This window comes from Halorientalis brevis (assembly GCF_023077655.1).
In genome coordinates, this window is sequence record NZ_JALLGV010000010.1 from 40,198 (window position 1) to 53,434 (window position 13,237).

Below are 13,237 nucleotides of genomic sequence, written 5' to 3' on the forward strand. Positions count from 1 at the left end.
GTCGAAACGGGGGTAGCACATGCCAATCTGCCCAGGGTGTGAAAGAGAGGTCTCACACGACGAACTCAACGTCCACGTACAGCACTGTCCGTATCTCAACGGCGGGAACGACGTCGCGATGGCCGCGATCGAGCAACTCGACCGTCGCCTCTCCACAGTCGAGCAGAGTTTGCAACTCCGGATCCGACAACTCGAAACCGAGCTGGAGCCGCCAGTGACCGGACCACGTCGGGCATCGAGTCGGTCCAGGGAGCAGAACAACAAACCGTAACCGACCTGCCACGAAGCATTACCCGATCGGCGGTGAAGAACGGTCATGGACACCGGTGTTCTTTCGGTTCCATTAGCGTCACAATCGCGGACAGATGCTCTCGAGTACCTCGCCTCTCTCGGCGTCGACGCGGTCGAACTGGGCTGTGGTGGCCATCCTGGCGACGAGCACCTCCCCACAGGGGACTACCTCGACGACGAGACTGCCCAATCGGAACTGCGGTCGGAACTCGACGAACACGGGCTGTACGTGAGTGCACTGGCGACGCACAACAATCCGCTCCATCCCGACGAGGATCGGGCGGCACGGGCAGATACCGAACTCCGGGACGCGATCCGTCTCGCTGGGCAACTTGACGTCGGGACGGTCACGTGTTTTTCGGGACTTCCAGGCGGTGCGTCCGACGACGTGACGCCGAACTGGATCACGGCACCGTGGCCGCCGGAACACGCGGAGGCGCTCCAGTACCAGTGGGAGCGCGCGATCGATTACTGGACGGACCTCGCGACGTTTGCGAAGTCACACGACGTACACGTCGCGATCGAGATGCATCCGAACATGCTCGTGTACGAACCGCACGGGCTGCTCAGGTTACGGCGGGCGACGAACGAGCATCTCGGGGCGAATTTCGACCCCTCGCACCTCTACTGGCAAAACATCGACCCCGTCGCAGCGATTCGATACCTCGGGGCGGCCGATGCGATTCACCACGTCCACGCGAAGGACACGGAACTCTACGACACGAACGTGCGAACGCGGGGCGTGCTCGATACGACGCCCTACGACGACGAATCAGAGCGGTCCTGGTTGTTCCGAACCGTCGGCTACGGCCACGGTGAGCAACACTGGAAACGGGTGGTCAGCGCGCTGCGCATCGTCGGATACGACGGGGCGCTGAGCATCGAACACGAGGATTCGCTCATGAGTTCGAAGGAAGGGCTCGAGAAAGCGGTCGAACTCCTCCAGCGGTGCGTGCTGGAGACGCAACCTGAGGAACCGCACTGGGTCGATTCATGACGCTTCGAGTCGGATTCCTCGGGTATCGCTTCATGGGGAAAGCACACGCGAACGCACTGGCCCGGTTGCCGATGTTTTTCCCGGACGCTCCGGAGGTGACTCGGGCAGTGCTGGTCGGACGTGACGAAGAGGCCCTCGCGGCTGCTGCCGATAGACTCGGCTTCGAGAAGACGACGACGGACTGGGAGGCTGCACTCGACGAGATCGACGTGTTCTACAACCTGGCACCGAACTATCTCCACCCGGAGCCGACGATCGCGGCGCTGGAACGCGACGTCAACGTTCTCTGCGAGAAACCGCTCGCTCACGATCTGGATGCAGCGGAACGGATGGTCGAGGCAGCGACCGAGAGCGATGCGATCGCCGGGATCGCCTTCAATTATCGGTTCCTGCCGGCGATCCGGATGGCGAAAGCAGTCGTCGAATCGGGCGAGATCGGCGACGTGAGGCAGTTTCGAGGACGCTATCTTCAGGACTGGCTCGTCGACCCGGACGCTCCGTGGTCGTGGCGGCTGGACGAGGACCTGGCGGGAAGCGGGGCGCTCGGCGATCTCGGGGCGCACACGATCGACCTGGCCAGGTATCTGGTCGGGGACGTCGAGCGAGTCAGCGGGCAGTTGCGTACCTTCGTCGAGGAACGACCGGAGCCGGACGGCGACGAGGCGCGCGAAGTCACGGTTGACGACGCGTACACTGCCCAACTCGCGTTCGAGAACGGTGCGATGGGGACCGTCGAAGGCTCCAGGGTCGCGCCCGGACACAAGAACGACCAGACGATTCGCGTTCACGGAACGGCGGGCAGTCTGCAGTTCTCGCTGGAACGGCCGAACGAACTCGCCGTCAAGGAACCCGAGCAGCGAGGGTACGAGACGAGGTTGGTGACCGACGAAACCGACCCGTACGTCGACCACTGGTGGCCACCGGGACACGTGCTGGGGTGGGAACACGCGATCATCAACGAGAACTTCGAGTTCTTGCGGGCCATCGACCGCGGGGAGCCCTACCAGCCGAATTTCGAGGCGGGTGTGGCAGTGCAGCGGGTTCTCGATGCGACCGTGCGGAGTGACGAGGCGACAAAGTGGATGCCGCTGTAGGCACTTCCCGTCTGTCGCGGCTGAAAACCCCGTGAGGGGTTGCAAGGACGGTTTGACTCCGAAGGTACGTCGGTGCGTACTATTTCGTCTCGGTGGACTGTCGTGGGTGTTGCCGGTCACCGTCCGACGTCGTAGTCGGTTTCGGCGTCGCCCGTGGCGCAGGTCCGGCCGTTGCACCGACCTCCACAGTTCGGGATAGTTCGCGCATCGACTGCTCGATCGCTCCTCGATACGAGTCGCACATCGTTTTCGCGACCTCGATGTACGGTCGCTGGAGCTCCTTCTCCAGCGCGACTGTCTTGTTCGTCATCAGACCGATGGTGCGCTGCGTCTCGACTGCTTGCTGCAGCGGAAACGTGACCAGTCGATCGAACCCACCCCAATCAGTGCTGTCCGGTTCATCTGGTGAACGCATCGAGTATCTACCTACTGTCGTGGCGATATGGTAGCGACGTGGCTCCCAGCGAGTTGCTGTCACGGATGACCACCACATCACCCATTGGCACGTAACCGACTGTAATAGATAAACCAGTGTGACCGTTCAGCCGAGTCACAACTGACTACTGGACAGGTCGACCCGGAGTAGCGTCCGGTTGATATCCGAATACGTAATTCCTGACGTGTCTTTTCCGTCGTGAGAGGGTGCAACGCAAAATCTGAACGATGTGGAGTCGGTGACCCGAGATAACGACCTGATTAACTATGCGACTTCGGGGGACTGGTTCGCCATGGCCGTTTTCGACTCGCTCATCGTGTTCGTAGTGAGCCTGCTCATCGGTGCAGTCGGCATCTACGTCGGCGCGAGGGTCGTCACCGACACGGACGATTACAGTTATGCACTTATAACTGCGTTAATCGGAGCCGTCGTCTGGGCGCTCGTTTCCTTGTTCCTGGGCTGGATACCGCTTCTCGGCCCACTGGCGACGCTCGTCGCGTACGTCGGTGTCATCAACTATCGATATCCTGGCGGGTGGGTGAACGCGACAGCCATCGCGTTGATCGCTTGGGTCGCGTCCGTGCTCGTCGTTGTCCTCCTCGGTATCCTCGGTGTCGCGGGCTTCGAGGCGACAGGCGTTCCCGGCGTGTAATCATACGGTATTCGTCATGCCGGTCGTGTACTGGGCCTATACCTAACTATCGACACGAGGGAGTTCGCTGTGGGCGTGTTCGCGTCCGAATCCTACTATGTCAGACCAGTATCCACAGCAGGGAGGCCAGCAGACGCAGTGGACAGGACAGCAGGGAACGACGATGGGCCAGTCCGGGATGACCGGCCAGCAGGGCGGATTGCGACTGCAGGACGTCCAGTCTCCCCAGGAAGCCGCGGCGATGAACGCCATCACGCGTGCCATCGAAATCTGTGAATGGTGCGCAGACCAGTGCGTCGCCGAAGGCAACGCCAACATGGCGGAGTGCATTCGGCTCTGTGAGGACGTCTCCGAGATCGGCGAGGCGAGTCAGGTTCTCCTCTCTCGAAAATCGAACTACAGTACTCCGATCCTCCAGACGCTTAACCAGGCGATGCAGGCGTGCGCACAGGAGTGTAGCCGTCACAATCAGGGCCACTGTCAGGACTGCGCCTCAGTACTCGGCCAGTCGCTCAACGCGATTCAGCAGCTCACCGGATCGAAGCGGCAGGGAATGCAACAAGGTGGCATGACTCAGGGACGCATGCAGTCTGGTTCCCAGACGGGATATTAGATCATCGAACTCTACGCGTCGCCTGTCAGCAACACACCGGAGTTGTCGAGTTCATTCGATCGGAACGGCCGGTCTCTCACCGACAGACTCCATTTTTACTGTCATTTTTCGTTCGCTGTCCGATGACCGCAGGCCGGAACTGTTCGAATCCGAATTGATCAAGGCTTTATATTTGGTCTCTTCTTTGGCCCTTCCGCAACCCGGTCGTTGGTAACTGGCAACGTCGATTTGACATATAGGAAATCAAACTACACGTTACGTGAGCCAAACCTCCGCAAGCCTTGGGTTCCGTTCGAGCGAGTTGCGGAAACTGACGAGTAGCCCACCCTTAGCCGTACAAACGGACGAAACGGTTAATGGGATACTCATTGAGCGGCTCGATAGGGATCAGTCATCTGGTCCCGTGGCGTGACGGAAACCGTCCGTCATCCCAATCTCGCCACATGTCGAACGATCGTGGGAGCGGTTGCCGGAACCGACGGTCCGGATTGCCACGAACAGACATGTCGGAACTGACCCGGAAGTCAACGATCACACTCTCACAACTATGAGCTACCAAGGAAACCAGAACCAAGGCCAGCAGCGACAGCAAACACAGCAAACCGGTCAGCAAGGGCAGATGCAGGGCGGATTCTCGGGCAAACAGATTCGTGGTGCCGACCAGGGTGCAGCCGATCAGCGTCACAGTCAGCAGTTCCGCGAGGACAAGGCTATCCAGGCCGAACTACAGCCTCGCGATCCACAGACTGGGCAGTTCGTTCAGGAGCCACAGCAGCACGAGCAGTGGCGAGAACAGCAGGAACGACAGGTCCACCAGCAGATCGGGCTGCCGACACAGCAGCCGACGCAGGGCCAGCAGCAGGGACAACAGCTGTCGCCCGAACAGATCTCCCAGCAGCTACCGGCGCAGTATGGACAGCCCCAGCACCCACACCAGATGCCACAGCGGGACCCGCAGACTGGGCAGTTCATCGGTAGCCAGCAGGGGCAGCAGGCTCAGCAACAGCCTCAGACCCAGCAGATGGGGCAGCAGCCGCAGACACAACAGATTCCCCAGACCCAGCAGCCTCAGCAACAGCCCCAGCAGATGGCCCAGCAGCCCCAGCAACAGCAGCCTCAGCAACAGCCCCAGCAGCAGGCCCAGCAGCCCCAGCAACAGCAGCCACAGATCGGACTGCAACAGCAGCAGCCACAGCAGCAGGCCCAGCAGCCACAGCAGCAGACGCAGCAGACCCAACAGCAGCCACAGCAGTCACAGGGCGGCCTGCAGCTCCAGCAGCGTCCGCAGGAAGAGCAGAGCCGGCAGTCCCAGCAGCGGTAACTGGGGAGCACGCAGTGGAGCGGCCTGAATTCTGATCCGCTCCATTCGCGTCAGCGGATTGTCTCAACGCGCTCGCATTTTTCGCAGGAGGAAACAATCAGTCCACGGAGACACGGGTGTGGCGTCGAACGACTGGTTCACTTCGGTTCGGTTTCGAGACGCAGCCGACCGAATCCACTGAACTGTTCGGCGTCGTACTGCTCCAGATCGGCGAGCGCCGGGGTGTCGATGACGGACCCGTCGACGTCGAACCGAGATCCGTGACAGGGGCAGTCCCAGGATTTCTCTGCGTCGTTCCAGTTGACGACGCAGTTGAGGTGCGTACAGACGGCCGAGACCGCGTGTATCTCACCGTCGTCGTCACGGTAGAGCCCGACCGGACCGTCACTGGAGTCGACTACCGTTGCGTCCCCTCGGGTCAACTGGTCGGCTGCCTCTGGACGCCGCGTCTGGAGATAGTCCTCGAAGAGGTGGCGAGCCGATTTGGTGTTGTGGGAGACGAACTCTCGGAGCGAACCGTCGATCGTGAGGCGCGAGGGGCGATACACCTGTTCCCAAGGTGACCCCCGGTCGAGGATGCTGTCGGCGATGAGCCTGCCAGCGGCGATCCCGTTCGTCATTCCCCAGCCGCCGAATCCAGTGGCGACGTACGCGTTCTCCCCGAAGGGTTTGTGTACGCCGACGAACGGGACGCCGTCGATGGAGACGAAGTCCTGCGTGGACCAGCGATACTCGACCGACTCCACGTCGAACCGCTCGCGAGCCGCCCGTTCGACCCTTCGGTAGCGCTCGTTCGTGTCGCCGCCGTGGCCCGTGCGGTGGTTCTGTCCGCCGACGAGCACAGTCGACTCGTCACCAGCTGGTTCCGGCCGAACGGACACGTACGGACTACCTGGTCTGTAGTACATCTTTTTGGGGGTGGGGTCATCGATGGTTACTGCGACCACGTACGACCGCTTGGGATACATGCGGGAGAAAAAGAGCCACTTGTCGACGATCGGGAAGTGCGTCGCGATGACGACGTTCTCGGCGCGGAGCGAGCCCGTGTCAGTCTCGACCGAGAACTGCGACTGGCCCTCGACGTCGAGGGCTTTCGTCTGTTCGTAGATCCTGCCGCCACCTTCGTCGACGATCGCGGCCAACGCCAGCAGGAACTTTCGCGGGTGAAAGTGGGCCTGGTCGTCGAACTGGACGGCGGCTTCGACGTCGAGCGGCCGGTCCGTCGATTCGACGTAGGTCGCAGGCAGGCCAAGCCGCCGAGCCGCTCGGACTTCGTCCCGCACGCGGTCAGTTTGCTGTCGGTCCGACACGTACGTCACGGCCGGCACGCGCTCGAAGTCACAGTCGACGTCGTGTCGCTCGACGATCGTCTCGACTTCGTCGATCGCCTGTTCGTTCGCCCTGGCATATTGGTGCGCCCGTTCCTCTCCCAGTTGGTGCCTGAGGTCGCTGTATCGCAGTCCGTGTAGCGAGGTCAGCTTGGCAGTGGTGTGGCCGGTCGTCCCCGTCACGAGACGGTTTCGTTCGACCACGGCGACTTCCTGTCCTGCTCGCGTCAGGTGATAGGCCGCCGTGAGGCCGACGATGCCACCGCCCAGTACGACCGTTTCGGCGGTCTCGGTGCCGTCGAGTTCGTCGTACGACGTCTCGTCCGTCGTGTCCAGCCAGATCGACGTGTGCTTCCCGGACGCAGCGTCCTCGGTCTCGGATGGGTTCGAATTCATCGGAAGTCACCGTGGCCCTGGCAGGGGTGACAATCACATGGACGTTGTCGGCGAAAAGTCCGGGGCTGGCTGATGCAGGCTCTCTTCGGGGAGTCCCAGGTTCTTGTTCGCGCAGCGACCCATCCAGAGGGCTAAGTGGCTGCCACTGCTACGTCACTGTGTGAGAGGTTCGCATCCTCTCTCGATGTGAACTCTGATGTCACTGGCGCTTCGTCGACGAGCCGACTCCGTCGTCTCGATCGTCGGGACGATCATTCGGGAGTTTCGCAACCGAGACATCCCGTTCATGGCGGGGAGCATCGCTTACTACGCGTTTCTGTCGCTGTTTCCGCTGCTCATGCTCGTCTTTCTGATCGTCTCGTTCGTCGGCGACGAGCGGCTGGCGGCGTTCGTCACCGACGCGACGGAGGCGTATCTGACGCCGGCTGCACAGTCGGTCTTACTCGACACCATCAAAGAAGCCAGTGGCCGCTTCCAACTTTCCATCATCGCCGTTCTCACGCTCCTCTGGGGGATCACGAGCGTCTTCAGAGGACTCGACACGGCGTTTTCGAAGCTCTACGGGACGGGTAGACACGAGGGCTTTATCGAGAAAACGATCGATGGGCTCATCGTCATCGGCGGAATCTCCGTCGCCACGTTCGCGATGTTCCTCGCCGGGACCGTCTACGCGCTCTTTCCGGCACTGCCGTTCATGAACGTCCTCAATCTCCTGTTACTGACAGTCGCGTTGGCTATCGCCTTTCTCCCGATCTACTACGTCTTTCCGGACGTGGAGGTCTCGCTCCAGGAGGTCATTCCCGGAGCCGTCGTCGCTGCCGTCGGATGGACGATCCTTCAGTTGCTCTTTCAGGTGTACGCCTCGTACAGTTCGACGGCGGAGCTGTATGGCGTTCTCGGCGGCATCCTGCTGTTGATCACGTGGCTGTACTTCGGGGCGCTCGTCCTGCTGGTCGGGGCTGCGACGAACGTCGTCCTGTCCACCCGTTCACCACCGGAGACGATCGACGAGCAGGAACCCATCTCTGAGGAGATCCGGCGGCAGTAGCTGAGGGTCGCGCGCTCAGTACTGGGTCTGCTCGTCTTCGTCGATGTGCTGTTCGCCGATCTCACTCTGACGCTGGTGAGCGATTCGCTGCTGTTCCTGCCTGTGCCCTTGCTCGGTTTCGCGGGGCTGGGTGTGCTCTCTCTTCCGCAAATCCGAGAGTTCGCTCCCCTGCTGTTGCTGGGGATGCTGTCGTTGCTGCTGTGGCTGTTGCTGCTGGCTTCGGTGTTGGGTCTGTTGTGACGGCTGCTCCTGGTGGGGCTGTCCCTGATGGCTCTGTCGAAATCCCTGCTGGTGCTGCTGGTTCTGTTGCTGTGCCTGTGGCTGCTGTCCCCGTTGTTGGCTCGCGTGGTGTTGCGGGCGCTGACGCTGTTGCTGATGCTGCTGTGGCTGCTGATGCTGTTGTGAGCGCTGCTGATGCTGTCCCTGGTTGGACTGCTGGTGCTGCCCGAACTGCGTCCCCTGTGCGCTCTGCTGTTTACCGGACTGCAACCCGGGGTGCTGTTGGCCGGGGTGCCCCTGTTGTTGCTGGGCCTGCTGTCCGTGGTCGAACTCATCTCGCTGCTGGCCTCCCTCGAATTGGTCGAATCGTTCCTGGCCGTAGCCCTGCGAGATCTGTTGCCGTCCACGCTGCTCGTGTCGTTGCTGGGCTTGCTGGTGGGACTGTTGGCTCTCCTGTTGCTGTCCCTGGTGAGACTGCTGGTGGTGTTGCTGTCGCGGCGGTCGGTGCTGGTTGTGCTGTTGCCCTCGCTGCTGGTGCTGCTGTGACCGTTCGTCTGACCGCCGTGCTGATCGAGTAAAATCGTTCATGATGTGCAAGCGGGCCGTCAGCTACGCGCGTGACGTGTCAGTGTCACCGAGGCCCGTGCACAACGCAACTCGCCGGGACCGCATTGTTACAGGGTACTTATGAAAGAGGGGGCGAGAACACCCGTTTCTGGCGTTGTCTAAGGTGGACTTACATCTTCTCGCCGTCAGGACAGGGAGCCGCTGGAGGCCATCCCGTCGTGGAGGTTCGATTCGAGGAGTACCTGGTGTCCGCGGCGCAGTCGTTCCGAGACGGCTTGGTGGGAGACGCCGAGGCGATCAGACAGTTCGACGAGCGTCGTCCCGCGGGGGACGCTGTAGTAATCGGAATTGAGCGCTTCGGTCAGGGCCTCGTACTGCGCTGCGGAGAGTCTGGTGCCGCCGTGTTGCACGACGTTTTCGAGGTCGTGGACCCGATTGATGTCGACGCTGGTCCCGTACGCCTGACAGAAGTCGTAGAACGCCGACATCGTGTCTTTGTCCGGGAACAGGATTCTGAGTTCCCACGCCCGAGATTGAATCTGCGCGTCGAGTAGCGTTCCCTGCTTCTCGACGAGCATCGAGAGGAACACGCGGACCTGTGAATCCCACCTGATCTGGTACAGGACGCGCCCATCGTCCTGTACGAGCCTGGTCACCTCGTTCGTGGACGGGTCGGCTTCCAGCGCCGCATCGAGGTCTTCAGTGTCCGGTGCCGACGCCCAGAGGAACGGAAGCAGACAGTCGTTCCGAGGCACTACGACGTGTACCGCCTCCATCGACGCGTCCGGTACGTCTCCGAAGGCCTCAGACAGTGCAAACTCGGCCGTCGGGATTCGTGCGTCCACAATCGTGCCCATGTCGTTGGCATGGAAAACAACGGGTATTACTATTTGCTGGCTATGGCAGGTAACGCCGCAGTACCTGATTTTGCCGATTGAATTGACATGGAACCGACACTGAGGAATTTCCGCCGCTGAGTCTCCTCGAACCCGTCCACGACGTGACCGAACTATAACAGAAAAAATCCGACCCAAACTGCGTCGCGTCGTCCTGGCAATAGCAGGCCAGGGGGTCTCTCGACCGGTCGTATGGCCACTATACGAATCCAAGCAAAAAGAAGTCCGACGGGACTGGATTGCAGTTCGACCAGCGGCAATCACGGCCGAAGTGGCCTGCAAATCGGGGCCTCGTTAGTCGTCCTCATCGGTGGTGGATTCCACGTCGACAGTCGAACCGCCATCGGCCTGTCGGGAGCTGCTGGGTTCGGGCGTCGCGGAGGAGGCCTGCCCCATCCACCGGTCGATGTTGTTCGACACGTAGGTGTGACCGCCCCAGCCGACTGCGATTCCCAGACCGAGGGCCAACGCTGCGGCCAGTCCCCACGCTGTCGCTCGCGCGAAGAGGTACAGGATGCTCACGTCGATGCCCATCGTGTCCAGTCCGATGACGATGGCCGTGAAATACAGGAACATGCGCGTTCCGGCCGCGAACCAGTTCGTGTAGGACGTCTGGGTCGCAGCGCGCGTCTCCATGATCGCGTCACCGATGAAGTCTGCCACGACGAATCCGAGGACGATGACGGCCAGTCCCGCGATGAACGCCGGGAGATAGGACACCGCGGTCTGTATCCATTCCGAGAGTAGCGTGATGGCGAGCACGTCTGCAGCCGCCAGAATCGCCAGGGCGTACACGAACCACTTGGCGATCTTCCCGAACGTCGCCGAGACAGCACGCTCGGTTCCGCCCATAATTCCGCCAAGCGGCGTGTCCATCACGAACCTGTCAAGCTCGACGCGATCGGTCACGCTTTTCACGAGCTTTCCGATCGCGACGCCGAGAATCCACCCGATCAGCAGGACGACGAGTGCACCGACCAATCGAGGCAAGAACGCGATGATGTTACTGATGGTTTCCTCGAGGAAGTCCGGAACCTGTACTTGTAGCACGACTGCCGATTCGAACGCTGCCATTATCACGTACCTCGGGGTGTCTTCGAGTCCGAGGCGTATCAGCGCGGAGCCTGCATCCCAAAGGCGATGAAGTGTGACATCCGCCAACTCGCCACTGCAGTCGAGGAGCAGGCCTTCTTCGCCCGTTTCCTTCCCAACTGGGCTGGGTGTGCCGTCGAGGCGACCAACTTGTCGTCAATGGCTTGAATAGGCCAGCCACGCATTTAATCAACTGTTTCCCGTACGGCACCTGCTATGGCTAGCCACAGCGAATCCGAGAGTCAAATCACGACAGATCGCCAGACGATCGAATCGTGGGCGGAAGACGCCAACGTCGTTCCGGCCCGACGGAAAGGCGAAGAGAGACCGTCAAACCTCGTCCTCGTCGAGGAATCAAACGTCGGTGGGATGCACGAAACGGTGTCCTGGGACGAGTTCTTCTCGACGATGGAAGACCAGAATATGGTCGTTGTCGCCCACGAGGGCGACCGATTCGAGGTTCTCGATCACGACGAGGCGATGGGCCGGGCGACCGTCGAGAGTGACGAACTGAAACAGGCCTTGGTCGAAGGTGAAGTGGTGACCAGCACGATCACGGAAACGACGGTGATAGAACGCACTGTCGTGGAGGAAGCCGAGATCGAGAGTCAGATCGCGGACCGAGACCAGGTCGAGTCGTCGATCCAGAACGCCGAACTCCTCACGCGAGACGTCGAAAGCTGTGACGTCACGGATAGAGGGGCTGAAAGGCACGAATCGATCGAGTACGAGCAATTCGAACCCGGCACGACGCTCACTGACGAGTTCGACGTCGAGGTGATCGTCAACGAGTCCTGGGATCTGACACGAGAGGTACTTGAACGGCTGACTATCGAAAGCCAGATCGTCGACACCGAAGCCACCGAGACCGACACAGTGGAAGCCGACGAGATCGAGAGCACGATCGATATCGAGGGTGTGCAACAGACGATCCTCGAGAGCGAACTCATCGATACGGAGGCGACGACGTCGGAAGTCATCGAGAGCGGCTCCATCCACACCGAATTCGGAGAGGGTGACGTATTCGAGACCGAGCTGATGGAACGGAAGACGATCGAGGAGGAACTCTCCCTTCAGAAGGAGTTCTCCGGCACCATCACGGACGGTGAGACCGTGTCGGCCGAAACCATCTCCCGCGAGACGATCGAGAGTGCCATCGTCGACGAAGAAGGGGCGACCCTCGGGATGGAGGAGGCGACGACCCGTGAGGAAGCAGTGGTGGAAGAAGAGACGGAAATGGGGGACACTGGGGCGGAGGAAGGACGGCTCGTTCCGACGCAAGACGAGGAAGGCAAGTCAGTCGTGGACGCGACCGGTGAAGAAGTCGGACTGGTCGTCGAAGTCGAGAACGAGACGATGTTCGTCGACCCGCATCCGTCGATCACTGACAAAATAAAGACTGCACTCGATTGGGGTGGCCACAACGAGGACGCCTACCCCGTGACGGCCAGTCAAGTGTCACAGATCACCGACGATACGGTCGAACTGGAAGTCGAAGGAGAGACACGAGACTAGCCTCTCCTCTCCTCTTGGTATCGAACAGTCTTCGTCTGGATGCCAATTCGTGTCGCTTCACGGAGGGCTAGCGAACATTCTTGAGGGTGGTCGTGGACCTTGTGACCGGACTCACAATCCATGAGCCAGATGTACAACCAGAACCAGTCTCAGCAGCAACAGCCACGACAGACGGGAGCGACACAGCAGCAGACAACAGCGCAAGGCGGACAGCCTGCAGCGCAACAGTTTCCGACGAGGAGCTATCTGTCACAGAACGTCAGAACGGCGAGTATCCAGCGATTGAATCGGTGTCTCGCTGACTCGATCGTCCTCCAGTCGCAGGCGAAGTACGCTCACTGGAACGTGAAGGGACTGCACTTTTTCCCGCTCCACGAACTGTTCGACGAGATCGCGGAGGAGTTCGAGGATCACATCGACGAGATCGCAGAGCGAATCACGTCGCTCGGTGGTCAGGCCATCGGCAGCACGTACACGGCTGCCTCGACGTCTAACATCCCACCGCTCTCGACGTCGGCAGTGACGGGCGTCGAGTTCATCGAAATGCTTGCGGATCGGATCGCGATGCACGACGCGAATCTCAGTCAGGACATTCAGGCGGCGACCCAGTCCGGCGACGTGGATACGGCGGACCTGCTCAACGAAATCTCCCGTGAGGTCGGTGAAAAGCGATGGTTCCTCGAGGCACACCTCCAGGGACCGACGGTGCAGAACGAACCCGTGCAGGGGCGATCGCAGACGACACAGACTTCTCAGCGATAGTCCAGCTCGC

Annotated in this window: 16 protein-coding genes; 12 read left to right on the forward strand and 4 right to left on the reverse strand. The window is 60.9% G+C overall.

What is annotated here, in order from left to right:
* Positions 1-19 precede the first annotated feature (19 nt).
* The 3 genes from MU553_RS21255 to MU553_RS21265 are packed head-to-tail and all read left to right on the forward strand — an operon-like array spanning position 20 to position 2,382.
* Positions 20-271 carry a hypothetical protein gene (locus tag MU553_RS21255; RefSeq protein ID WP_247381428.1) on the forward strand — a complete coding sequence of 84 codons (252 nt, stop codon included), beginning with the start codon at positions 20-22 and terminating at the stop codon, positions 269-271.
* Between the two features lie 45 nt (positions 272-316).
* On the forward strand, positions 317-1,288 hold the full coding sequence (locus MU553_RS21260) for a sugar phosphate isomerase/epimerase family protein (protein WP_247381430.1): 972 nt from the start codon (positions 317-319) through the stop codon (positions 1,286-1,288).
* Entirely contained in the window at positions 1,285-2,382 is a 1,098-nt protein-coding gene (locus MU553_RS21265) for a Gfo/Idh/MocA family protein (protein ID WP_247381432.1), read from the forward strand. The genes MU553_RS21260 and MU553_RS21265 overlap by 4 nt, the downstream gene beginning before the upstream one ends.
* Positions 2,383-2,461: 79 nt before the next feature.
* Here the strand turns inward: MU553_RS21265 and MU553_RS21270 are convergent, their stop codons facing one another.
* Positions 2,462-2,797, reverse strand: coding sequence for a hypothetical protein (locus MU553_RS21270; RefSeq protein ID WP_247381435.1), 336 nt, complete (start codon positions 2,795-2,797; stop codon positions 2,462-2,464).
* A gap of 313 nt (positions 2,798-3,110) precedes the next feature.
* Between MU553_RS21270 and MU553_RS21275 the strand changes: the two genes are divergently transcribed.
* The 3 genes from MU553_RS21275 to MU553_RS21285 all read left to right on the forward strand — a co-directional run bounded on the left by MU553_RS21275 (position 3,111) and on the right by MU553_RS21285 (position 5,404).
* The gene (locus MU553_RS21275; RefSeq protein WP_247381544.1) at positions 3,111-3,470 is read left to right on the forward strand and encodes a hypothetical protein; all 360 of its coding nucleotides are present in this window, start codon (positions 3,111-3,113) and stop codon (positions 3,468-3,470) included.
* A 97-nt stretch (positions 3,471-3,567) separates the two neighbouring features.
* Positions 3,568-4,083 (forward strand): four-helix bundle copper-binding protein, encoded by a 516-nt coding sequence (locus MU553_RS21280; RefSeq protein WP_247381437.1) that lies wholly within the window; start codon positions 3,568-3,570, stop codon positions 4,081-4,083.
* A 547-nt stretch (positions 4,084-4,630) separates the two neighbouring features.
* Complete coding sequence (locus MU553_RS21285) at positions 4,631-5,404, forward strand: hypothetical protein (RefSeq protein WP_247381439.1); 774 nt, start codon at positions 4,631-4,633, stop codon at positions 5,402-5,404.
* A gap of 137 nt (positions 5,405-5,541) precedes the next feature.
* Here MU553_RS21285 and MU553_RS21290 read toward each other — a convergent pair whose 3' ends face one another.
* Entirely contained in the window at positions 5,542-7,128 is a 1,587-nt protein-coding gene (locus MU553_RS21290; protein WP_247381441.1) for an FAD-dependent oxidoreductase, read from the reverse strand.
* Positions 7,129-7,324: 196 nt separating this feature from the next.
* Here MU553_RS21290 and MU553_RS21295 point away from each other — a divergent pair, with 196 nt between their 5' ends.
* Genes MU553_RS21295 through MU553_RS21310 form a run of 4 tightly spaced genes read left to right on the forward strand, consistent with a single transcriptional unit; the run spans position 7,325 to position 8,941 of the window.
* The gene (locus tag MU553_RS21295) at positions 7,325-8,176 is read left to right on the forward strand and encodes a YihY/virulence factor BrkB family protein (RefSeq protein WP_247381443.1); all 852 of its coding nucleotides are present in this window, start codon (positions 7,325-7,327) and stop codon (positions 8,174-8,176) included.
* 45 nt (positions 8,177-8,221) lie between these two features.
* On the forward strand, positions 8,222-8,416 hold the full coding sequence (locus MU553_RS21300) for a hypothetical protein (protein WP_247381444.1): 195 nt from the start codon (positions 8,222-8,224) through the stop codon (positions 8,414-8,416).
* A 12-nt stretch (positions 8,417-8,428) separates the two neighbouring features.
* Positions 8,429-8,581 (forward strand): hypothetical protein, encoded by a 153-nt coding sequence (locus MU553_RS21305; RefSeq protein ID WP_247381445.1) that lies wholly within the window; start codon positions 8,429-8,431, stop codon positions 8,579-8,581.
* Between the two features lie 9 nt (positions 8,582-8,590).
* Positions 8,591-8,941 carry a hypothetical protein gene (locus tag MU553_RS21310; protein WP_247381446.1) on the forward strand — a complete coding sequence of 117 codons (351 nt, stop codon included), beginning with the start codon at positions 8,591-8,593 and terminating at the stop codon, positions 8,939-8,941.
* 206 nt (positions 8,942-9,147) lie between these two features.
* On the opposite strand, the gene MU553_RS21315 is transcribed toward MU553_RS21310, so the two are convergent.
* The gene (locus tag MU553_RS21315; RefSeq protein ID WP_247381447.1) at positions 9,148-9,819 is read right to left on the reverse strand and encodes a helix-turn-helix domain-containing protein; all 672 of its coding nucleotides are present in this window, start codon (positions 9,817-9,819) and stop codon (positions 9,148-9,150) included.
* 333 nt (positions 9,820-10,152) lie between these two features.
* The gene (locus MU553_RS21320; protein ID WP_247381448.1) at positions 10,153-10,932 is read right to left on the reverse strand and encodes a mechanosensitive ion channel family protein; all 780 of its coding nucleotides are present in this window, start codon (positions 10,930-10,932) and stop codon (positions 10,153-10,155) included.
* A 234-nt stretch (positions 10,933-11,166) separates the two neighbouring features.
* Between MU553_RS21320 and MU553_RS21325 the strand changes: the two genes are divergently transcribed.
* On the forward strand, positions 11,167-12,465 hold the full coding sequence (locus MU553_RS21325) for a hypothetical protein (protein ID WP_247381449.1): 1,299 nt from the start codon (positions 11,167-11,169) through the stop codon (positions 12,463-12,465).
* A 129-nt stretch (positions 12,466-12,594) separates the two neighbouring features.
* On the forward strand, positions 12,595-13,227 hold the full coding sequence (gene dps / locus MU553_RS21330; protein ID WP_247381545.1) for a DNA starvation/stationary phase protection protein Dps: 633 nt from the start codon (positions 12,595-12,597) through the stop codon (positions 13,225-13,227).
* Positions 13,228-13,237 lie beyond the last annotated feature (10 nt).